The sequence below is a fragment of the Klebsiella sp. JN_Kp126 genome, assembly GCF_033843325.1.
Classification (GTDB): domain Bacteria; phylum Pseudomonadota; class Gammaproteobacteria; order Enterobacterales; family Enterobacteriaceae; genus Klebsiella; species Klebsiella michiganensis.
Window position 1 is genome coordinate 99,950 of the sequence record NZ_JAWXQV010000046.1, and the last position, 22,647, is coordinate 122,596.

Below are 22,647 nucleotides of genomic sequence, written 5' to 3' on the forward strand. Positions count from 1 at the left end.
ATGAGACAACGTCAGCAGTGAGATTGACCTGGACTTATTACCCGTGAAAAAAGCAATTTCGAGCGCATCGTCGCCACGCTGGGGCTGAAGAAAAGGACGCAGGGTAACGGAAATTTCGGCGGTTCCGGCGTAGTCCCCCGTATTACCTCACTCTGCGGATAATAGGGCGAAGAAAAAGCGACAGGCACCGGGCGATGCCTGTTTTTCCGCTTATTGCGGATTTTTCTCTTTCCAGGCATCCCATGCCGCTTTAATTTCTTGCTTCGCGGCGGCGGCATCGTTAAAGCCGTTCAGCTCCACTTTTTTACGCCCTTCCGGCAGCTGTTTGTAAACGCGGAAGAAAGCCTGCAAACGCTCCTGCTCAATTTTCGGCAGATCGCCGATGGTGTTGATGTCATCGTAGGTTGGGTCGATTTTGCTTGCCGGAACGGCAATGATTTTGTCGTCCTTCTCGCCGCCATCAATCATCTTGAGCACGCCAATCGCGCGCAGCTTAATCAGCGTTCCCGGCGCCATCGGCGCGCGGGTGTAAAACACCACGTCCAGCGGATCGCCATCCCCTGCCAGGGATTGCGTCAGCGAACCGTAGTTAGCCGGATAGGCCACCGGCATTGACTGGAAACGATCGGCGATCAGAAATCCGGTTTTGGCGTCGGTTTCATATTTGATAATGCCGCCCGCGGGAATTTCGGTCACGGCATAAAACTCTTCAGGGTTGTTTTTCGGCTGCGGGAAATCCAGTACGTTCTGCGCCTGAACGGTAGCGGAAAGCAGAAGGCCTGAGGCAAGGAGTGTTTTTACCAGATGCATTGTCGTGTCGCTCTATCGTTATAAGAAATTGAAAAACAGAACGATAGAGGCCGCAAATGAAGCGTGTATGACGTAACGATGACAGTGATGTGACGCGAATTTCATTAATAATTCTGATTAAAAAATCGGCGCACCAAGCTCACCCCGGCAAGGAATATCTATTATTCCCTTGATTTAATGAAGATTTAAGCTAAACCTTAGCATGCGTAAAAAACAAAATTGTGTTAATACGCTTATGTTCAATAAGGAGAACAGAATGAAAGCTGCTGTCGTCACGCAAGATCATCAGGTCAATGTTACGGAAAAAACGCTTCGTCCCCTGCAACATGGCGAAGCCCTTTTAAAAATGGATTGCTGCGGCGTATGTCACACCGACCTGCACGTTAAGAACGGCGACTTTGGCGATAAAACCGGGGTCATTCTGGGCCATGAAGGCGTGGGCGTTGTGCAACAGGTCGGCCCCGGCGTTCATTCTCTGAAGCCGGGCGATCGCGCCAGCGTGGCGTGGTTCTTCGAAGGCTGCGGGCATTGTGAATATTGTAACAGCGGCAACGAAACGCTGTGTCGCTCGGTGAAAAATGCCGGCTATACCGTGGATGGCGGTATGGCGGAAGAGTGTATCGTCATGGCCGATTATGCGGTCAAAGTGCCGGACGGGCTCGATTCTGCGGCGGCCAGCAGCATCACCTGCGCGGGCGTCACCACCTATAAAGCGGTCAAAGTCTCACATATCAAACCCGGCCAGTGGATTGCCATTTATGGCCTCGGCGGCCTCGGCAATCTGGCGCTGCAGTATGCCAAAAACGTGTTTAACGCCAAAGTCATCGCCCTTGACGTTAATGATGAACAGCTGAAGCTGGCCGCGGAAATGGGCGCGGACCTGACCATCAACTCCCGCAGCGAAGACGCAGCCAAAATTATTCATGAGAAAACCGGCGGCGCGCATGCCGCGGTGGTAACCGCCGTCGCCAAAGCGGCGTTTAACTCAGCGGTGGATGCGGTTCGCGCGGGTGGACGCGTGGTGGCGGTAGGCCTGCCTCCGGAAGCGATGAGCCTGGACATTCCGCGTCTGGTCCTCGACGGTATCGAAGTGGTGGGTTCGCTGGTCGGTACCCGTCAGGACCTGACCGAAGCCTTCCAGTTTGCCGCGGAAGGGAAAGTCGTACCGAAAGTGACCCTGCGTCCGCTGGGCGATATCAACGCCATCTTCAAAGAGATGGAACAGGGACAGATTCGCGGCCGTATGGTCATTGATTTCCGCCGCTAATCTTCGGACCTCTCCCGCTACGGGAGAGGTTTAATTGTCCCTTTACACGCACGGCCCCGTTGCGCAACCGTACATCATCACCAGCGGAAATAGCGGCACCAGCGGAATCAGGGCAATCTCTCCCAGAGGGCTAATGGTCTGCGTTTTATCGTTAATTGACACGACGACGGGTCTGGCAAGCCGATAAGCGCCATCCAGCTCATTGGGATCAACGGTTGACCAGAAACCGGTCGCTTTAAACAGTACGCCAAGATGGTCGTTGTCCAGCGCGGTCGCGTGATACTGGCTGGTTAACAGACTTAGCTGACTGGCATCCAGTCTGCGCTTGTCGAGCACCACCAGATATTCCGCAACAACCTCATGCTGTTTCACGACAAAATTCACCCGTACGCCGGATGCGACCTTATTGAAGCGTTCGTAGAAAGTATTATAACGCTGGTACTCCTGCGGCACCCCTTTACGGAAGAATCGATAGCTGTATTTGTTTGAATTGGCAATGATGCCTGACTCAATAGGTTTAACCTTAATAATGGTATCGGTAGAGGGCAAATTGGGTGCGCTGGTACAGCCTGCCAGCACCGTCATCGCCAACATCAGTAAATACTTCAGCATCGTCGCTATCCCTTTATTACGCTGACTATCTCTCAGTCATTAAATTATCCAGTATGAGTTTCAGCTGAAAGGCATGTAAATACCAGCCCCTAAAAATCGAGCCGGGTATAAATGCTTTTTATGCAAATGCTTAGCGCAAATCCTTACTTCCTTTGTTAAAACGCGCGCCCGATGATGGCCAAACAAGAGATAACAAAGGAATTCACCATGCACACCCGTTTTCGCCTGCCCGCGCTGGCGGCATTTTTTTTGAGCGGCGCGTTTTCCGCGTGGGCCGCCGACGCGCCGGTTAAAGGCGGCACGTTAATTTATCTGGAGCAGCAGCCGCATACCAATCTTTATCCCCCGGCCGGAGGCTTTTACCCTAACGGCGGTATTCTTAATCAAATAACCGATAAGCTGACCTGGCAAAATCCAAAAACCTTACAAGTCGAACCGTGGATAGCCGAAAGCTGGAGCGCCAACGCGGATAAAACCGAATATACCTTTAAGATTCGCCCTGGCGTCACCTTTTCTGATGGCACCCCGCTTGACGCCAATGCGGTTGCCAAAAACTTTGATACCTACGGTCTCGGTAATAAAGCGCACCGCCTGCCGGTGTCCGAGGTGATTAATAACTACGATCGCAGCGAAGTCATCGATCCGCTGACGGTTAAGTTCTACTTTAAAAAGCCCTCGCCGGGATTTCTGCAGGGCACCGCGACCATCGGCTCCGGGCTGGTTTCCCTGAGCACCCTGGCGCGAAATTTTGAAGAGCTGGGCGACGCCCGCCATATTATTGGCTCCGGGCCTTTTACGGTTAAAGATGAAAAGCCGGGACGTGAACTCGCTCTGGTCGCACGTCAGGATTATCAATGGGGGCCGAAAAGTCTCGCCCAGCAGGGGCCAGCGAATCTCGACGGCATAACCTATATCGTCACCCCGGAAGATGGCGTACGCGTTGGCGCGCTGCTGGCAGGCCAGGCCGATTTTATTCGCCAGGTGCAGGCCTATGATGAAAAGCAGGCAACCGATCGGGGCTTTAAAATCTATGCCGCCCCGACGCGCGGCGTTAACGACAGCCTGAGCTTCCGCCCGGATAATCCGCTGGTTGCCGACCTGCGCGTTCGTCAGGCGCTGCTGCACGCCACCGACGCCAGACAGGTGGTTGAAACCCTGTTCTCCGCCAACTATCCGCAGGCGACCTCCGTCGTCGCCAGCACCGCGGCCGGATACGTTAACCTCAGCGATAAGCTGGCTTTCGATCCGGCCAAAGCGAAACAGCTGCTTGATGAGGCTGGCTGGAAACCGGCCGCCGACGGTATACGGGTCAAAGATGGCCAGCGCCTGGCATTAACCGTCTATGAATCCCTGCCCCAGCCGCAAAACAAAGAGGTACTCCAGCTTGTCGCCCAGCAGTGGCGCCAGGTCGGCGTTGCGCTGGCGGTCAAAGCCGGTGATGCCGGCAGCCGTACGCTGGACAGCCTCGACCCGTTGAAAACGCCGCTTACCGTGTCGGAAGTGGGCCGCGCCGACCCTGACGTGGTGAAAAGCATGTTCTTCCCCGCTAACCGCGACGCGCTGCTGCAAAAAGGCGGCTCCAGCGACAAAGTCCAACGCTTCCGCGACGATAAGCTCAACGCGCTGCTGACCGCGATCTCAGCCGAAGTCGAGCCGCAAAAACGCCTCCAGCTCACCGGCGACGCCCAGCGCTACCTGCTGGACAACGCCTACGTAATCCCGATATTTGAAGAGCCGCAGGTCTTTGCCGGCGCGCCGTGGGTGAAAGGCGTCAGTTTTGAAGCGGTAGGCCGCCCGTCGTTCTACGGCGCCTGGCTGGAAAAGCACTAAGGAGCCCGCGATGAGTCACTATCTTCTGCGGCGGTCCGGTCAGGGTTTACTGGTGCTGTGGGCCGCGTTTACCCTCTCCTTCGTCCTGTTACAGGTGCTACCCGGCGATGCGGTACTGATCAAGTTTCAGAATCCGGATCTGGGGCTCAGCCCTGAGCAGTTCGCCGAAATGCGCCTCGCCTACGGGGCCGATAGCCCGCTGTGGAGACAGTACTTCCACACGCTGATGGCCATGCTGCGTGGCGATTTTGGCTATTCGCTGCAGGCCGGGCTGCCGGTCAGCGCGCTTATCGCCAGCAACCTGCCGGAAACATTAAGCCTGGCGCTGCCCGCCTTTACTCTGGCGGTGGCGCTGGCCTTCGCCCTCGCCTTCGCCTCACGGCTGCCGGGCCTGCGCTGGCTCAGCAACGCGCTGCAATCCCTGCCGGCGCTGTTTATCTCGCTGCCGACGTTCTGGCTCGGCATCGCCCTGATTCAGATTTTCTCCTTTCAGCTGCGCTGGATCCCGGTGATCAATCCCGGGCCGATTGAGGGGCTGATTTTGCCCATTATTGCCGTCGCGGTGCCGATTTCCGCTCCGCTGGCGCAAATCCTGATGCGCAGTCTGGATCAGGTCGCCGCGCAGCCGTTTGTCGCCGTTGCCCGCGCCAAAGGCCTGAGCGAAACCGGCGCCCTGTGGCGGCACGTTACCGGCAACGCCCTGCTGCCGGTGCTCAACATCGCCGGTCTGCTGCTGGGGGAACTGATCGCCGGCGCGCTGATTACCGAAACCGTGTTTGGCCGCGGCGGTCTGGGGCTGCTGACGCAGCAGGCCGTCAATAATCAGGATATCGCGGTACTGCAGGCGGTGGTGATGATCTCTGCCCTCGGTTTCGTGCTGATTAATCTGCTGGTCGACCTGCTGATGCCGCTGTTCGACCCGCGCCTGAAAACCGTTATCGGAGGTGCCGTATGAGCCTGGTGGATTACGCAACCGCCGCGCGCCGCCGCACGTCAAACTGGCGTACGCGGCGCGTCCAGCCCGGTCTGCTGCTGGCCTGGGCGGTGATGATCGTTGCCGCGCTGATGGCTATCGCTCCGCAGCTGTTTACCGCCTATAGCCCGCTGGAAGGGTTCCCCGGCGCCCAGCGGCTGGCCCCGCAGGCCGGCCACTGGCTGGGAACCGACCAGCTGGGCCGCGATCTGTGGAGCCGCATCGTCTTCGGCGCCGTTCATTCGCTTTCCGCCGCGCTGGCGGCGGTGGCGATCGGCCTGTTTATCGGTACCGCGCTGGGCACGCTGGCCGGCGCGCTGGCGGGACGCGTGGAGTCGGCAATCATGCGCCTGGTCGACGTGCTGCTGGCGATCCCCTCTTTATTGCTGTCGCTGACGGTCATCATTCTACTCGGTTTCGGCACGCTCAACGCCGCCGTCGCGGTCGGCGCGGCGGCCGTCGCCAGCTTTGCCCGCCTGGCGCGAGCGGAGGTGGTCCGCGTACGCCACAGCGACTTCGTCGAAGCGGCCTACGGCAGCGGCGGCACCTTTTTCGCCGTTTTCTGGCGGCATATTCTGCCCAACTCGCTCACCGCGGTGCTGGCCTTTGCCACCCTCCAGTTCGGCCAGGCCATTCTGGCGCTCTCGACCCTGAGTTTTCTCGGCTACGGCACGCCGCCGCCGGTCCCGGAGTGGGGTCTGCTGATCGCCGAAGGCCGCAACTATCTCTCCACCGCCTGGTGGCTGACCACCCTTCCCGGTATTGCGGTGATTGCGGTCGTGCTCGCCGCCAACCGTATTAGCCGTCAATTTAGCGGAGAACGCCGATGAATGTTTTAAGCGTAGAGCATCTGCGCATCAGCTATCGTTCACAGCGTGAATGGCGCGAGGTCGTGCACGACGTGAGTTTTCAGGTCAAACGCGGCGAAATGCTGGCGTTTGTCGGTGAATCCGGCTCAGGTAAAACCACCACCGCGCAGGCGATTATTGGCCTGCTGGCGGATAACGCGCGCCGGGACAGCGGGCGTATCTTGATTAATGGCGAAGATATCAGCGGCTGGTCCGCTAAACGCCTCGACGGCCTGCGCGGCGCGCGGATTAGCCTGGTGCCTCAGGATCCGGGCAACTCCCTGAATCCGGTGAAAACCATCGGCGCGCAGGTGGGGGAAATCCTGCGTCTGCATCAAAAAAGCAGCGCCGCGGCGCGTAAAGCGCAGGTGCTGGCGCTGCTGACCAAAGTTGGGCTGAGCCACCCGGAACAGCGCCTCGATCAATATCCCCACCAGCTTTCAGGCGGTATGAAGCAGCGGGTGCTGATTGCTATCGCGATCGCCCTGAAACCCGACTTAATCATTGCCGATGAACCCACCAGCGCCCTCGACGTGACGGTACAGAAAAGGATCCTCGACCTGCTGGATACGCTTCGCCGGGAGTCCGGCACGGCGGTACTGTTCGTCACCCACGATCTGGCGCTGGCGGCGGAACGCGCCGACCGCCTGCTGGTCTTTCGCCACGGCGAGATTCAGGAACAGGGCGCGACCGGCGACGTCATACGTACGCCGCAGCATACCTATACCCGCCAGCTGCTGAGCGATCTCCAGGGTTCGACGCTAACCATTGCCCCGGCCAGCGGGCGCGTGCTGGCGACCCCGGCGATCCGCGTGGAGGGCATCAGCAAGCGCTTCTCATTAGGCCGCGCGCATTTGCAGGCGCTGGACGCCGTGAGCTTCGAGGTGAAGCGCGGCAGCACCCACGCGCTGGTCGGCGAGTCCGGCTCCGGCAAAACGACCCTTGCGCGGATCCTGCTGGGATTTGAAAAGACCGATAGCGGCCATATCGCTATCGACGGTATCGATGCCGGGCATCTCAGCCGCGAGGCGCTCCGCCAGCTGCGGCGTAAAATTCAGTTCGTTTACCAGAATCCTTTTGCCTCGCTGGACCCGCGGCAAACGCTGTTTGAGATTATCGAAGAGCCGTTAAAAAACTTCGACCGCCTCAACGCCGAAGTGCGGCGCCAGCGCGTCGAAACGGTCGCCGCCCGCGTGGCGCTCGCTCCGGAGCTGCTGTCGCGAACCGCCCGTGAGCTTTCCGGCGGCCAGCGGCAGCGGGTGGCCATCGCCCGCGCCTTAATCCTTGAACCGACGATCCTTGTCCTCGATGAAGCGACTTCGGCGCTGGACGTCACGGTGCAGACGCAAATTCTCGCGCTGCTGCAGCAGCTTCAGCAGCAGCTGGGGCTGAGCTATCTGTTTATCACTCACGATTTGGCGACGGTGCGCCGTATCGCCCACAGCGTGACGGTGCTGCGGGCGGGCCAGGTGGTTGAACACGGCGACGTCAGCCGACTGTTCAGCGCCCCGCAGCATGACTATACCCGCGAGCTTATCGCCGCGATTCCCCACTTTTCATCCCCGAGCAAGGAGGTTGCATGACGCGTAAACGACTGGGCTTTTTCACCCGTCTGCTGGACCACGCCACGCCTAAAGAGCGCTACCGGCTGGCCACCGAGCAAATTCGCCACGCGGAACGCCTGGGATTCGACAGCGCGTGGATCGCTCAGCACCATTTTCATGAGCACGAAGGCGGCCTGCCGTCGCCGCTGGTCTTTCTCGCCCACGCCGCGGCGCACACCGAGCGCATTCGTCTTGGCACCGCCATTATCACCCTGCCGATGGAAAACCCGCTGCGGGTGGCGGAGGATGCGGCGGTGCTGGATCTGCTCGCCGATGGACGGCTGGAGGTGGGCTTCGGCTCCGGCGGCACCCCCACCTCGTTTTTACCCTTCGGGCTGACGATGGACCAGCGCAGCGCGGTATTTGCCGAACACCTGCATCTGATTCAAAGCGCCTGGCGCGGGGATTCGCTCTCGCACCCGGATAATCATCTGTACCCTCAGGCACCGCAGCTGGCGGAGCGCATCTGGATTGCCACCTTTTCCATTGAGGGGGCGGTTCGCGCGGCTCAGGCCGGGCACGGGCTGATGCTCTCGCGCACGCAGCCGCGTCCGGCTGGACAGCCCACGCTGCCGCTGGACGCTATCCAGAATCCGATTATTGACGCCTATCTCGCCGCGCTGCCGGCGGGCGTCGAGTCAAGGATCCTCGCCTCGCGGACGGCCTTTGTCGCCGATAACCAGCAGTATGCACTGCAGGTCGCTGAACCCGGCCTGCGCCAGCAGGCTGCCCAGCATCGCGCCGCAGGTCATGATATTATTGGTGACACTGTCACTGATTTTTTGCCGCAGCTTGACGCGCACGTTGGCGACCCGCAGCACGTCGCCGCTTCGCTGGCCCGCGATAGCGTCCTGCGGCGGGTAACCGATATTTCGTTTCAGGTGCACTCCGTTGAACCCTCGCACCGCGACACGCTTCGTTCCATTGAGCTGATCGCTCAGCATATTGCCCCGCAGATACGATAAGGAGTCACCATGACGCTCAGTCAGGATATATTGGCCGAACTGGCAGAAATTGCCCCCGATTCCGCCTTAGCGGCGGCGCGAGCCGTGCGCGAGGCGGCCACCCGCCATGCTCAGGGAAGTTATGAAACGCTGTTTGGTCAGCAGGATAACGACTTTCCGCTCGACGAGCGTTTTGCCGTGGCCGCGAGGGTGGCGAAGCTGCATGAGAGCGATGCGCTGGCCGCCCACTACGCCGGCTTTGGCATTGCCGACCCCACATCGCCGCGGCTGGCGCCGGCGCTGGCCTTTGCCCGGCTGTTGACCTTTACGCCCGTGGAGGCCACGCCGTCGGCGCTTGAGGCCTTAATCCGCGCCGGATGGAGCCTGCGCGGCATCGTCACCCTCGCCCAGCTTATCGCTTTTGTCAGCTTCCAGAGCCGGCTGGTCGTCGGGCTGCGCCTGCTTAACGGCAAAAATATCCACGTCGCACAAACCCCGACGGTGGCGGGATTCTGGCATACCTCGCCGCAAACCATCAGCGGTAAGAAGGCGCCGGTGCACTTCACCCGCGATGAACTGCACTGGGAGCCCTGGCTGGCGGCTAAACCGCTGGCGGAATTTACCCCCGACGAGCAGGCGCTGCTGGCGAAATTCGGCCACAGCGATTCGCCCTACTTCCGCCTGCTGGCGCGCAACCTGCCGCTCCTCGAGCAGCGCACGTTAACCGACAAAGGGATCTTTTATACTCCCGGCGGCCTGCCGCGCGCTGAGCGCGAGCTGGCGGCAACGGTGGCGAGCAAAATCAACGGCTGTATTTATTGCGCCTCGGTGCATGCGCGCAAAGCGGCACAGCTGGCTAAAGATGAAACGGCGATAGAGACGCTGCTGGCGGTGACGCCGGGAGAGCAGTTAAGCGACGGGCAGACGCCGGGATGGCAGGCGCAGATCGATTTCGCCGCCGCGATTTCCGTTACCCCTCCCTCCCTGTCCGTTGACCACCTTGCCGCCGTCGAGCAACAGGGGCTGGATACCCTCGCCCGACTGGATTTACTGCAATCGGCGGCTTTCTTTGCCTGGGCCAACCGGTTAATGCTGACCCTCGGCGAGCCGTGGCAGGAATAGCTGCCAGCGGGCTTAATCAGGCCAGACGCCGCTGATGGCGGGCATAAATCAGCAGCGAACTGAGCGCAAGAAACGAAAGCAGCGCGGCCGGTAAGGCAACGAAACGCCAGCCAGGACCGGCCGTAATCATCATCCCGCCGAATAGCGCCCCAATGGCGCTGCCGAGATTAAAGGCGATCTGGCCGCCCGCCGCGCCCAGCATCTCGCCGCCCTTCGCATTTTGCAGCAGCAGAATTTGCAGCGGTGCCGACAGGGCAAACAGGGCCGCGCAGCAAATAAACGCGAGGGTTAATGCGGCGGCTTTATTCTCACCCAGCAGGAACAGAAGTAATAAAGTCACGACAATCACGCCATTCGTCACGGCGGCAATACGTAACGGGCTATAACGGACGGAGACTTTACCGCTAAATAAATTCCCCAGAACCATCCCCAGCCCCGCCAGCAGCATAATGGCTATGATGGCGCTCTCACCAAAACCGGAGACGTTAATCATAAACGGCTTAATATAGCTAAACCACGCGAATACGCCGGCATTGCCGAACATCGTCGCGGCAAAAATTAACCACGGTGCGGGCGATGTTAAAAAATGAAACTGCGAGCGCAGGCGCGTCGTCGGTTTATCAAACAGCGTGGGCACCCACCAGGCGATGGCGACCAGCACGGCGATGTCAAACACCGCAATCGCCAGAAAGGTATAGCGCCAGCTAAACTGATGGCCAAGCCAGGTTCCGGCGGGAACCCCCAGCAAATTTGCGACCGTCATTCCGGCAATCATTCCCGCCACCGCGGCGGTGACCTTCCCCGGCGGCGCAATTTTCGACAGAACGATCGCCCCCACGCCAAAGAAGGCGCCGTGCGGGAAACCGGAGATCAGGCGCCCCAGCGCCAGCATCGAATAGCTGGAAGATAGCGTAAAGATGGCATTGCCGATAACGCACAGCGCCACGAGGAACAGCATCACCGATTTTAACGAAAAGCGGCTGGAGAACAGCGCCATCACCGGCGCGCCGATGACGACGCCAAGCGCATACCAGGAGATCATATTGCCCGCGGCGGGAATAGATATTCCGACGTCACGGGCAATTTCAGGTAATACGCCCATGATGCCAAATTCCGCCATTCCGAGACCAAAAGTGCCAAGCGCTAACGAAAAAATAGTCTTTTTCATACAACTAATCACTTGTTATAAAACATACCGCCGGCATTATTGTGCATTATTAAACGGCAGACCAGATAAAAACGCCGGGTGGCATATTTATCCATAAAACGGCGTGATTATTTCATAGGCTCACTGGCAGATTGATTATTCAGTTCCTGAGGTAAATATTGAATTTTAAACGTTTATGCTTTGTTCGCCGATGATGACAAACCTTAATAATAAGCCGATCAAGCGCGAAGATTTTATCTGTAACTTAAAAAGCGCCAGAGGCGAAGTTATTTCCGCCATTGACGCCCTTGTTACCAATAGCCGATCCGCTCCGGCTTCAGCCAGAGCGGGTTGCTCAGTTACGCTTACTTCAGCCCTTCACAGCTCTCTTTCTTCGCTTCCTGACGCTCCACCTCGCGATACCAGCGCGGATGATGCTTCTTCGCCCAGCGGCGACTCACCTTCCCTTCGATCATGCCTTTAATCGATCCCTTCACCCAAAACGCCATATACATGTGGATCAGAATCGCATGAATAAGAATAATCGCCGAGGTCGCGTGAATCAGCAGGCTATAGCGAATAACCTGAATCGGGAAATAGTGGGCAAACCAGGGCCGCCAGATAATCACGCCGGTCACCAGCAGCACAAAAATCATGCTCATGATGGTCCAGAACATCATTTTCTGCCCCGCGTTATATTTCCCTACCCGCGCCACTTTATGCTCGTTGCCTTTCAGTACCTCAATAATGCCCTTTAGCCAGGGGATATCCTGCTTGTCGGGAATATTGTGATGGACAAAACGCACAAACATAAACATCAGAGCCACGAAAATCAGTACCCCGAAGAACGGATGCAGAATTCGCCCCATCTGCGGCGTACCGAAGGTTTCGGTCAGCCACTGCAGCGTCGGGAAGAAAAACGAGATCCCCGATAGCGCCACCAGGAAAAAGCAGATGACCACCGTCCAGTGACAGGCGCGGTCAATAAACTTCGTGCGCACAATCATTTTCGATTTACTCATCATGCTCCTCCTCATCGTCATCCGCTTCTTTATTCGGCCCAATCCCGATGTAGTGATAAATCAGCCCGGCAAAGGTGGCGATAAACCCGACCGCCGAGAGCGGCTTCAGCGCGCCTTTCCACAGGTTGATCGACGTATCGATCTGCGGCTCTTTCGGCAGGTTGTGGTACAGCTCCGGCTGGTCCGCATGATGCAGCACGTACATCACGTGGGTGCCGCCGACGCCCGGCGGGTTATACACCCCGGCATGGGGATAGCCGCGTTTCTTCAGCTTTTCCACGCGCTCGTTGGCCACTTCCAGCATCTCTTTCTTGCTGCCGAAGTGAATCGCGCCGGTTGGGCAGGTTTTCACGCAGGCCGGTTCCTGGCCGACGCTGACCCGGTCAACGCACAGGGTGCACTTATAGACCCGGTTATCCTCTTTATTGAGGCGCGGGACGTTAAAGGGGCACCCGGCGATGCAGTAGCCGCAGCCGATGCAGTTCTCCTGCTGAAAGTCGACGATGCCGTTAGCGTACTGAATAATCGCCCCGGCGGACGGGCACGCCTTCAGGCAGCCCGGGTCCTCGCAGTGCATGCAGCCGTCTTTGCGTATCAGCCACTCCAGCTTGCCGTTCTGTTCGGTTTCGCTAAAGCGCATTACCGTCCAGGATTTGGCGCTCAGATCGGCGGGGTTGTCGTACACCCCGACGCAGTGCCCAACCTCATCGCGGATATCGTTCCACTCGGAACAGGCCACCTGGCAGGCTTTACAGCCTACGCAGGAGGAGACATCGATCAGCTTCGCCACTTCCGCTTTAAAATCCCGCGCGCGCGGCGCGGGCGTGATCGGGTTGGTGGCGGAGCGTTTGATAATGTCCTGGGTTTCCATCGCCATGTATTCGCTCCTTACGCTTTCTCGATGTTGACCAGAAACGCCTTGTACTCCGGCGTTTGCGAGTTGGAATCCCCGACGTTTGGCGTCAGGGTATTGGCGATGTAACCTTTGCGGGCTACCCCTTCAAAACCCCAGTGCAGCGGGATCCCGACGGTTTCTACCTGCTGGCCGTTAACGTTGAGCGTTTGCAGACGACGCGTCACCACCGCTACCGCGCGAATAAAGCCGCGCTTGCTGCTGACCGTCACCCGATCGCCGTTGGCAATCCCCTTCGCTTTCGCCAGACCTTCGCTGATTTCGACAAACTGTTCCGGCTGCGCAATCGCATTGAGCAGCGCATGCTTGGTCCAGGTATGAAAATGCTCGGTCAGGCGATAGGTGGTGCCGACGTACGGGAATTTATCCTTCTTACCTAAACGAAGGGCATCCTCTTCATACAGGCGCACCACCGGGCTGGAGACCACGTTCGGGTGCAGCGGGTTGGTGCCAAGCGGCGTTTCCATCGGCTCGTAGTGTTCCGGGAACGGACCTTCCGCCAGCTTATTCAGGGCAAACAGGCGCCCCAGTCCTTCCGGCTGCATAATAAACGGCCCGGTTTTGCTGCCCGGCGGCGCGGTATTGAAGTCCGGAATATCGTTGCCAACCCACTTGCTGCCGTTCCACTGGATCAGCATCCGCTTCGCATCCCACGGCTTGCCGTTAATATCCGCCGACGCGCGGTTGTACAGCACGCGCCGGTTGAGCGGCCACGCCCATGCCCAGCCGAGCGTGTTGCCGAGGCCTGACGGATCGGCGTTATCGCGGTTGGCCATCTGGTTGCCCTGCTCGGTCCAGCTGCCGGTATAGATCCAGCAGGACGACGCGGTGGTACCGTCATCGCGCAGCAGCGCGAAGCTGTTCAACAGCTGGCCCTTCTTCGCCAGCGGCGCGCCGTTAGCGTCGAAGAGATCCGCCAGCGCGTAGCCGTTGTTCTCTTTCGCGACCTCTTCTGATTCCGGACGATCCGGCTGCTTGTAGTGCCACCCCATCTTCAGCAGCGGCTCGACGCCTTTGCCGCCCTCGGTGCGATACAGCTCGCGCAGACGGTGGTAAATGCCGGCCAGAATTTCGCCGTCGTTGCGCGCTTCGCCCGGCGCGTCCTGGCCTTTCCAGTGCCACTGCAGCCAGCGCCCGGAGTTGGCGATTGAACCATCCTCTTCGGCGAAGCAGGTGGACGGCAGGCGGAACACTTCGGTCTGAATCGCCGCCGGGTCAACATCGTTCGACTCGCCGTGGTTTTGCCAGAAGGTCGACGTTTCGGTTACCAGCGGGTCGATAACCACCATGTACTTCAGCTTGCTCAGGCTGCGGACCACCTTGTTTTTGTCCGGGAACGAAGCCACCGGATTGAAGCCCTGGCAGATATAGCCCGTGACGTTGCCGTTATCCATCATATTGAAATATTTGATGACGTCGTAAGCCTGGTCCCATTTCGGCAGCCAGTGGAAGCCCCAGTCGTTCTCTTTTTGCGCCGCGTCGCCGTAGAACGATTTCATCAGGCTGACGAAGAACTTCGGATAGTTGCTCCAGTAGTTCACCTGTTCGGCCAGCGTCGCCTTCGGCGTATTGGCGGCGAGATAGCTTTGCAGATCCGTCTGCTGTTCCGACGGCAGCGTCAGGTAGCCCGGCAGGCTGGTCGAGAGCAGGCCTAAATCGGTTAGCCCCTGAATATTGGAGTGCCCGCGCAGCGCGTTGACGCCGCCGCCCGCCATCCCCATATTGCCGAGCAGCAGTTGAATCATCGCCATGGTACGGATGTTCTGCGCCCCGACGGTATGCTGCGTCCAGCCCAGCGCGTAAAGGAAGGTGGTGGTTCGGTCCGCCGCGCTGGTTGACGCCAGCACTTCGCACACTTTGAGGAAGTCCGCCTTTGGCGTACCGCAGATATTCTCCACCACCTCCGGCGTATAGCGCGAAACGTGCTGCTTCAGCAGGTTCCAGACGCAGCGCGGATGCTGCAGCGTCTCGTCGCGCATGGCGTAGCCGTTTTCGTCGAACTGATAGTTCCACGAAGACTTATCGTACTGACGCTTTTCGGCATCGTAGCCGCTGAACAGGCCATCTTCGAAGGCAAAATCGTCGCGCACCAGCAGGTTGGCGTTGGTGTAGTGTTTAACGTACTCGGCATTGATTTTGTTATTTTCGATCAGGTACAGCAGCACGCCGGACAGGAAGGTAATGTCCGTGCCGGAGCGAATAGGCGCATAGATATCGGCCACCGACGCCGTGCGCGTAAAGCGCGGGTCGACGACAATCAGCGTCGCATCGTTGTTGTTTTTCGCCTCCATCGCCCAGCGGAATCCCACCGGATGGGCTTCGGCGGCGTTACCGCCCATCACCACCACGACGTTAGCGTTTTTGATATCAACCCAGTGGTTGGTCATCGCACCGCGACCAAATGTTGGAGCAAGACTTGCTACCGTTGGTCCGTGTCAGACGCGCGCCTGGTTGTCTACCGCCAGCATGCCGAGGGAGCGCACAAATTTTTGCGTCAGCATGCCGGTTTCATTACTGGCCGCAGAGGCACATAACATCCCGGTGGACAGCCAGCGGTTAACCGTCACGCCCTGTTCGTTCTTTTCAATAAAATTGGCGTCGCGGTCGGCTTTCATCAGTTTGGCGATGCGGGTAAACGCGTCATCCCAGGAGATGCGCTGCCATGTATCCGAACCCGGCGCGCGGTACTGCGGATAGCGCAGGCGGTTGTCGCTATGAACATAGTCAAGCAGCCCCGCGCCTTTCGGGCACAGCGCGCCGCGGCTCACCGGATGATCCGGGTCACCTTCAATGTGGTAAATCGCTTCTTTCGCGTTTTTCGCGCCGTCGCCCAGGCTATACATTAATAGCCCGCAGCCCACGGAGCAGTATGTGCAGGTGTTGCGGATCTCTTTGGCGCGCAGCAATTTGTAATTACGCGCCTGAGCCAGGGCCATTTTGGGCGCAAAACCCAATGCAGCGGCTGTTGTTCCGGCCATACCGCCTGCGCAGATTTTAAAAAACTTTCTGCGGCTGACGTCCATTGTTCCCCTCCATGCGGGATGTTTATTCATTGCGGGAGTGGAAATTAACAGCAATAACCCTGTTTTATTTGCGTCAAATCAATGTCCTGAACCCATGACCCCTTAATAGTCAGCCGCGTTGAATTTCGTTACTCCATTAGGATTAAGCACGGTGGAAAATATCCCCCGGAAGCGAAAAAAAAGTGTTATAAAACCCGACTGCGTTTGAACCAACATCAGGTTAAATATGGAGAAGAAGAGAGCCACGCTCATTGGATTGGCCGCTATCGTCTTGTGGAGCACCATGGTCGGGCTGATTCGTGGCGTAAGCGAAGGGCTTGGTCCGGTGGGCGGCGCGGCGATGATCTACAGCCTGAGCGGCCTTTTGCTGATCTTTACCGTCGGCTTCCCGCAAATACGTCAGATCCCTCGCCCCTATTTACTGGCAGGGAGCCTGCTGTTCGTCAGCTATGAAATTTGCCTGGCGCTGTCGGTCGGATTAGCCGGTAACCGCCAGCAGGCTATTGAAGTGGGCATGGTTAATTATCTGTGGCCCAGCCTGACGATTTTATTCGCCATTCTGTTTAACGGCCAAAAAAGCAGCTGGTTGGTTATTCCGGGATTATTTCTCGCTTTATTCGGCGTCACCTGGGTATTAGGCGGTGAGCATGGTCTGAATGTAGATGAAATTACCCGCAACATGGTTTCCAGCCCGCTGAGCTATATTCTGGCGTTCGTCGGCGCGTTTATCTGGGCGGCCTACTGCACGGTCACCGCTAAATACGCGAAGGGCAAAAACGGGATTACCCTTTTTGTTCTGCTTACCGCCCTGACCCTGTGGCTAAAGTTCCTGTTCAGCGAACAGCCGCCCATGGTCTTTAGCTGGCCGGTGATAGCCAAACTGATCGCGCTGTCCGTTGCCCTGGGATTAGGCTACGCGGCGTGGAACGTCGGGATCCTGCACGGCAACGTCAGCCTGCTGGCCGCCGCCTCCTACTTTACGCCGGTGCTCTCCTCGGCGCTGGCGGCGGCACTGCTCAGCGCCGCGCTGTCGTGGTCGTTCTGGCAGGGCGCCGGAATGGTGTGCGCCGGCTCCCTGCTTTGCTGGCAGGCGACCCGGCGCTAAAACGGCGGCGGGCGGAAAATCTTTCGCCGCCGTCGTTGAGGTATTATTTCTTAGCGATATAAATCTCGTAATGGTGCATTTTATTTTTTTCAGAATAATAGCGGTATGAGGCAATGACCATATCCTCATTATTATAATTCAGGTAGTAAGGTTGTTGCATCCCTTCAATCGGTAAGATACGCTGGGTAACTTTATTTTTAATATCAGCTTTCCAGATGCAGGCATAGGCACCTTCGTTATCAAAATAAAACGTATTCTCATCCCCCCAGACATAGTTACGCATATAGCCAAAACCATTATCTGTGGATGTATCGGCCTGTGTCAGGAATACGTTAATCCCCTGGTCCGGTTTATCGACAGGAAAATAAAACATGCCTTCATCTTTCTCGCCCTTAGTGCCATCACGCGATGCCAGACGCCATTTTCTATCCGGGGACGCCACCCGGCTGAAGCACTCTTGGGTTCCACAGTAGCCAACCCACGTTTCTTTATTGATGCCTGCTTCACTGCGGGTCTTACTGTCCGTCAGTGAAACCGTATTACTGGAGGCATCAACAGAATAGGTCTCTACGGCATAATCAGCGCCGTCATCGCTATCGCCCAGCTCTGGATCGGGACGGTGGAATACGGAGTAGACGATACTTCCGTTACCCTCTGGCTGATACTGAATGAACACATCGTCAGAGTAAGGAAAAGCGTGACGAGCAACAATCTGTAGATGTAAACCGTTTTCAACGCGAACGACGTAGTTAATCTGTTGGTCCCGCAATTGCCCGGAGACAAGAAAATAGATAACCAGGTCGCCATTCACCACTCTGTGCGTCAGCACCTGCCAGTTGGCGCCTTCCAGGTGAAACTTCGCGGATGAAATAACCCATTCAGGCACGATTAACTTAACCCGCCAGCGGTCCTCGGTAACGGTAAACCCATCTTTATTTTGCAAATCCTGCGCCATGGGAGGGTCGAGTAAATCTCCATCGCGAACGAACGCTTCATCAACGCTTAAATAAGGTAAAACTTCCGTCAGCGCTTTATTTCTGTCAATGTATGCTCGTTTAATACACGCGACGTTATCTCCACACTGATTACGCTCTTTTACCCATTGGCGCTGTTGCCTGTACAAGGTGCCGTGATTAACGCTATTCTCCAGCGCCGAATTGAAAAACTTATTTAATGCGTTATCCATCCCTGAGAGATACGAATCCTGGCAGATGGCGGCTTCCGTCGTATTGAGATTTTTGGCTGCGCAGTCAAATCCTGCGGCGCCTACTGGCAGTGAAATGATAAATAGCCCAAGGCTACAAATTATCTTTTTTGAGTTGTTGGTGAAGTGCGTCAATTCCATTCTGGACTCCCTTTGCATATCCTTGCCGCTAGTTTTTAACCCGCAAATTGCAGCCTTAATTAACATATTCCCTCGGCAAACGACAGCGCAAAGCGCGTTCTCCTGGAGAAAATCAGAATCGATAAAGTGGATAACCTAATGCCGGAAGTTGACGCTGGCAAAACGGTCAGAACGCCGAGCGGCGCTTTGCCCGGTAGTGGCTGACGCCTTACCGGGACGCCGAGTTCCGTGACTGACTTCAGCCCATCCCTGATGGCAATTCCCGGGATGGGCACCTCTTCAATCATCTGGCAGCCAGCTGGCTAAAGGGTTAATTCAGCTCAGGCGCTTTTGCCAGACTACGCCAGATGCCGGCCGCCAGCAGCAGAAGCAGGACGCCAGCCGTCGCCAGCACGATGCTGTGCGAATGAATAAACGCCGCCTTCGCCGCTTCAAGCAGGCTTTGCGCCGGTATGGCGGGCAGCGACTGCGCCAGCTTAATCGCCTCGCTGATGGAGGATGACGCCTGCTCCGCCGCCGCGCCCTCGATTCCACCCGGCAGAACAATTGACGAGGTGTAGCTGCGGGTCAGGATCAGGCCAAACAGGGCAATCCCCAGTCCCGCGCCCAGCTCATAGGCCATGGTTTCGATGGCCCCTGCCGCCGCCGCTTTTTCCTTCGGCGCGGCGGCCATAATCGCCGAGCTGGAGGCTAACAGCGCGCTGGCGACGCTGAAGCCCAGCAGCGTCATCAGTCCCCATGCCTGCCACTGCTGAGTGCTGAAATCGGTCATCGACAGGCCGAGGAAGCTCAGGGCGCTGAGCAGCATTCCGCCGGTGGCGACCTCGCGCAGCCCCAGCCGCGATACCAGCATGCCGGCAATGGGCCCGCTGAAACCGCTCGCCACCATCACCGGCAGCATAAACAGCCCGGCTTCAAAAGGCGTTTTGCTGTGCACAAACTGCAGCTCCTGGGCCATCAGCAGTTCAAAACCCACCAGCGTAATCAGCGCGGTCATCGCCATCATCACGCCGCTTAAAATAATGCGATGGGTAAACAGGCGCATATCGACCATGGGACGCGATGCCGAGAGCTGTTTGCGCACGAACCAGAACAGCATCGCGGCGCCAGATAGTGCCACCAGCCCGGTTAACCACAGCGCCATTTGCCCTTTGAGCGCCGTTTTGGCGCTAAAGACCAGCATCAAAATGGCGGCGATCAGGATTAGCGCCTGGAAAAGATTCAGCGGCTGCTCGCGCCGCGCGGGCTGACGCGGCACCACTTTGGCATTAATCGCTATCACCAGCAGGACGATCGGCACGTTGATCAGGAAAACCGATCCCCAGTAAAAATGCTCCAGCAGCATGCCGCCAACCAGCGGACCGAACGCCGCGCCGCCGGAACCGACAGCTGCCCACAGACCAAGCGCCATATTACGCTGGTGCGCCTGCGAAAAGGTGCTGCGGATCCCGGCCAGGGTCGCAGGCACGATCATTGCCGCCCCCACCGCCAGCAGCGCGCGGGATGCAATCAGCGTCTCTGCCGTGGGCGAAAACGCCGCCGCCAGCGACGCGGTGCCAAAAATACCGCTGCCGAGCAGCAGCAGCCGTTTAAAGCCGATTTTATCGCCCAATGCGCCCATAGGCAGCACCATACCGGCCATTACCAGCGAATAAATATCAATAATCCACAGCAGCTCGTTACCGCTGGTCCCCAGCGCTACGCTGAGCGTTGGCGCAGCCACGTGGAGAACAGTGGCGTCAATCGCCACCGGAATATAAACCAACAAAATCGCCATCAGCGTCAACCATTGCCGAGACATACTACTTTCCCTCAACGTTAAAACTGGACAAGCGTCCAGGAAACGGATCCTGCCGGATTGTTGAACGAGTGTCCAACTTTTTGTTACTATCGCCAAAAAAACCGGGGTCACTAACGTTATGGGCTACTTAAATCGCGATGCGCGTCGGGAAGTTATTGTGCTGGCAGCCATGCGCGTAGCGCTTCGGGGCGGGTTTAGCGCTATGACCGTCCGCCAGATTGCCGCCGAAGCCGGCGTCTCCGCCGGTCAGCTGCACCACCATTTCACCTCCGCGGGCGAGCTAAAAGCCCATGCCTTCATACGGTTGATCCGCGAAATGATGGATATGCCGCTGGTCGCCGACGACGCCACATGGCGTGAACGCCTGTTTTCTATGGTGGGCAGCGACGACGGCAGGCTTGAGCCATACATTCGCCTGTGGCGCGAAGCGCAGCTGCTGGCCGATAGCGACAGCGATATCAAGGGGGCCTATCTGCTCACCATGAACATGTGGCATGAAGAGACCCTGAAGATCATCCGCCAGGGAACCGCTGCCGGTGAGTTTAAGCCAAGGGACGATATGGAAAGCATTGCCTGGCGGCTCATTGCTCTCGTCTGCGGCCTCGACGGTATTTATGCGCTGGGAATGCAGGAAATAGATGATGCCGCCTTCAATCGGCATATCAATTATTCTATCTCGATGGAACTTTTTTAATTTTAAGTTACATTTAGTAACAAATAATCCTGAGCTAATATTCGCGCGTCTTCTTTCGGCGCGCTTTTCTTATCTATTCTTCATTTATTACAACAGATACATCCCCATCCCTGATTTTATTTCTTTTATTAATTTGCTGTTTTACCAGTTTATTCTTTTTTGACGGGTTACTGTTCATTCGAGGGCAATATGCTGAGCAAAAATGAGAAAAAGAATCATTATCTTTTAAAGGAGTGGAAACCAGAAAATGCGGCGTTTTGGGAGAATAAGGGAAAGCAAATAGCGCGCAGAAATCTTTGCATTTCCGTAGGTTGTTTGCTACTCGCCTTTTGCGTCTGGATGCTATTCAGCGCCGTCGCCGTCAATCTCAATAAAGTCGGATTTAATTTCACCACCGATCAGCTCTTTTTATTAACCGCTCTGCCCTCGCTTTCCGGCGCAATATTACGCGTCCCCTACTCCTTTATGGTACCTATATTTGGCGGGCGCTACTGGACGGTATTAAGCACGATTATTCTGGTGGTGCCCTGTATCTGGCTGGGTATCGCCATTCAAAACCCCGCTACTCCATTCTGGGTATTTATCACCATTGCCCTGCTGTGCGGTTTTGCCGGCGCGAACTTTGCTTCCAGCATGGGAAATATCAGTTTTTTCTTTCCCAAAGCGAAACAGGGCAGCGCGCTGGGTATCAACGGCGGCCTCGGCAATCTCGGCGTCAGCGTGATGCAGATGATCGCGCCGGCGGCGATTTTTCTGCCCATCTTCGCTTTTCTTGGCATCCATGGCGTGCCTCAGGAGGATGGCTCTCTTCTCGCGCTGAGCAACGCCGCCCTCGTCTGGGTTCCGCTGCTGGTGATAGCCACCTTCGCCGCCTGGGTAGGAATGAACGACATCGCCAGCTCAAAGGCTTCGATTCGCGAGCAGCTGCCGGTGCTGAAACGCCCGCATATGTGGCTGCTGAGCCTGCTCTATCTGGCCACCTTTGGCTCGTTTATCGGCTTCTCCGCCGGTTTCGCCATGCTGGCGAAAACGCAGTTCCCTGATGTTAACATCCTTAAGCTGGCCTTCTTCGGGCCGTTTATTGGCGCGCTGGCGCGTTCTTTCGGCGGGATTATATCCGACCGTCTCGGCGGCGTACGGGTCACGCTGGTGAACTTTGTGCTGATGGCGCTGTTCACCGGCCTGCTGTTTCTCACCCTCCCCGGCAGCGGCTCAGGCAGTTTTCTCGCCTTTTACGTGGTGTTTATGGGGCTGTTCCTGACCGCCGGTCTCGGCAGCGGTTCCACCTTCCAGATGATCGCCGTGATCTTTCGCCAAATCACCCTCGACAGCGTGAAGAAACGCGGCGGCAGCGACGAACAGGCCCAGCACGAAGCGGTGACCGACACCGCGGCGGCGCTCGGCTTTATCTCCGCCATCGGCGCGATTGGTGGCTTCTTTATCCCTAAAGCCTTCGGTACCTCGCTGGCGATGACCGGCTCCCCGGTCGGGGCGATGAAGGTCTTCCTGGTTTTCTACGTGGTTTGCGTGCTGGTGACCTGGCTGGTCTACGGCCGTCGTAAACCGGCAAAGCAATAACGGCATATT

The 22,647-nt window shown here is 57.4% G+C and carries 18 protein-coding genes; 10 read left to right on the plus strand and 8 right to left on the minus strand.

Going from position 1 to position 22,647, the window contains the following annotated elements:
* Positions 1-210: 210 nt before the first annotated feature.
* Positions 211-810: an inorganic diphosphatase gene (locus SIK97_RS06330; protein ID WP_014229291.1), complete on the minus strand. Its 600-nt coding sequence runs from the start codon at positions 808-810 to the stop codon at positions 211-213.
* A 256-nt stretch (positions 811-1,066) separates the two neighbouring features.
* Here SIK97_RS06330 and adhP point away from each other — a divergent pair, with 256 nt between their 5' ends.
* Positions 1,067-2,077, plus strand: coding sequence for an alcohol dehydrogenase AdhP (adhP, locus tag SIK97_RS06335; protein WP_004120604.1), 1,011 nt, complete (start codon positions 1,067-1,069; stop codon positions 2,075-2,077).
* A 42-nt stretch (positions 2,078-2,119) separates the two neighbouring features.
* Here adhP and SIK97_RS06340 read toward each other — a convergent pair whose 3' ends face one another.
* The gene (locus SIK97_RS06340; protein WP_057174032.1) at positions 2,120-2,689 is read right to left on the minus strand and encodes a hypothetical protein; all 570 of its coding nucleotides are present in this window, start codon (positions 2,687-2,689) and stop codon (positions 2,120-2,122) included.
* A gap of 207 nt (positions 2,690-2,896) precedes the next feature.
* Between SIK97_RS06340 and SIK97_RS06345 the strand changes: the two genes are divergently transcribed.
* From SIK97_RS06345 to SIK97_RS06370, 6 genes are read left to right on the plus strand one after another with little or no spacing between them, the layout of a single operon-like run.
* On the plus strand, positions 2,897-4,519 hold the full coding sequence (locus tag SIK97_RS06345) for a TIGR04028 family ABC transporter substrate-binding protein (RefSeq protein ID WP_025108260.1): 1,623 nt from the start codon (positions 2,897-2,899) through the stop codon (positions 4,517-4,519).
* Between the two features lie 10 nt (positions 4,520-4,529).
* Positions 4,530-5,474, plus strand: coding sequence for an ABC transporter permease (locus tag SIK97_RS06350; RefSeq protein ID WP_057174031.1), 945 nt, complete (start codon positions 4,530-4,532; stop codon positions 5,472-5,474).
* Entirely contained in the window at positions 5,471-6,322 is an 852-nt protein-coding gene (locus SIK97_RS06355) for an ABC transporter permease (protein ID WP_047723864.1), read from the plus strand. The genes SIK97_RS06350 and SIK97_RS06355 overlap by 4 nt, the downstream gene beginning before the upstream one ends.
* Complete coding sequence (locus tag SIK97_RS06360; RefSeq protein ID WP_057174030.1) at positions 6,319-7,923, plus strand: dipeptide ABC transporter ATP-binding protein; 1,605 nt, start codon at positions 6,319-6,321, stop codon at positions 7,921-7,923. Before SIK97_RS06355 ends, SIK97_RS06360 begins: the two co-directional genes overlap by 4 nt.
* Positions 7,920-8,909: a putative FMN-dependent luciferase-like monooxygenase gene (locus SIK97_RS06365; RefSeq protein WP_057174029.1), complete on the plus strand. Its 990-nt coding sequence runs from the start codon at positions 7,920-7,922 to the stop codon at positions 8,907-8,909. Before SIK97_RS06360 ends, SIK97_RS06365 begins: the two co-directional genes overlap by 4 nt.
* 9 nt (positions 8,910-8,918) lie before the next feature.
* A complete protein-coding gene (locus SIK97_RS06370) occupies positions 8,919-10,010 on the plus strand; it encodes an alkylhydroperoxidase domain protein (RefSeq protein ID WP_032749165.1) in 1,092 nt (363 codons plus the stop codon).
* Positions 10,011-10,026: 16 nt separating this feature from the next.
* On the opposite strand, the gene araJ is transcribed toward SIK97_RS06370, so the two are convergent.
* The 4 genes from araJ to fdnG form a co-directional block, all read right to left on the minus strand.
* The gene (gene araJ / locus SIK97_RS06375; RefSeq protein ID WP_032749167.1) at positions 10,027-11,178 is read right to left on the minus strand and encodes an MFS transporter AraJ; all 1,152 of its coding nucleotides are present in this window, start codon (positions 11,176-11,178) and stop codon (positions 10,027-10,029) included.
* Between the two features lie 344 nt (positions 11,179-11,522).
* On the minus strand, positions 11,523-12,179 hold the full coding sequence (gene fdnI, locus SIK97_RS06380; protein ID WP_004120645.1) for a formate dehydrogenase-N subunit gamma: 657 nt from the start codon (positions 12,177-12,179) through the stop codon (positions 11,523-11,525).
* Positions 12,172-13,056, minus strand: a complete 885-nt coding sequence (gene fdxH / locus SIK97_RS06385; RefSeq protein WP_014838425.1) for a formate dehydrogenase subunit beta — start codon at positions 13,054-13,056, stop codon at positions 12,172-12,174. The genes fdnI and fdxH overlap by 8 nt, the downstream gene beginning before the upstream one ends.
* Before the next feature lie 11 nt (positions 13,057-13,067).
* On the minus strand, positions 13,068-16,115 hold the full coding sequence (fdnG, locus tag SIK97_RS06390; protein WP_103433574.1) for a formate dehydrogenase-N subunit alpha: 3,048 nt from the start codon (positions 16,113-16,115) through the stop codon (positions 13,068-13,070).
* Positions 16,116-16,341: 226 nt separating this feature from the next.
* Between fdnG and yddG the strand changes: the two genes are divergently transcribed.
* On the plus strand, positions 16,342-17,220 hold the full coding sequence (yddG, locus tag SIK97_RS06395; RefSeq protein ID WP_057174133.1) for an aromatic amino acid DMT transporter YddG: 879 nt from the start codon (positions 16,342-16,344) through the stop codon (positions 17,218-17,220).
* Between the two features lie 43 nt (positions 17,221-17,263).
* Here yddG and SIK97_RS06400 read toward each other — a convergent pair whose 3' ends face one another.
* Positions 17,264-18,565, minus strand: coding sequence for a lysozyme inhibitor LprI family protein (locus SIK97_RS06400; RefSeq protein WP_239692909.1), 1,302 nt, complete (start codon positions 18,563-18,565; stop codon positions 17,264-17,266).
* A 310-nt stretch (positions 18,566-18,875) separates the two neighbouring features.
* Positions 18,876-20,366: an MFS transporter gene (locus SIK97_RS06405; RefSeq protein WP_004850706.1), complete on the minus strand. Its 1,491-nt coding sequence runs from the start codon at positions 20,364-20,366 to the stop codon at positions 18,876-18,878.
* 118 nt (positions 20,367-20,484) lie between these two features.
* Here SIK97_RS06405 and SIK97_RS06410 point away from each other — a divergent pair, with 118 nt between their 5' ends.
* Both SIK97_RS06410 and SIK97_RS06415 read left to right on the plus strand, forming a co-directional pair.
* Positions 20,485-21,060: a TetR family transcriptional regulator gene (locus SIK97_RS06410; protein WP_049069852.1), complete on the plus strand. Its 576-nt coding sequence runs from the start codon at positions 20,485-20,487 to the stop codon at positions 21,058-21,060.
* Between the two features lie 189 nt (positions 21,061-21,249).
* Entirely contained in the window at positions 21,250-22,638 is a 1,389-nt protein-coding gene (locus tag SIK97_RS06415) for a NarK family nitrate/nitrite MFS transporter (protein WP_025108243.1), read from the plus strand.
* The last annotated feature ends 9 nt before the right edge of the window (positions 22,639-22,647 follow it).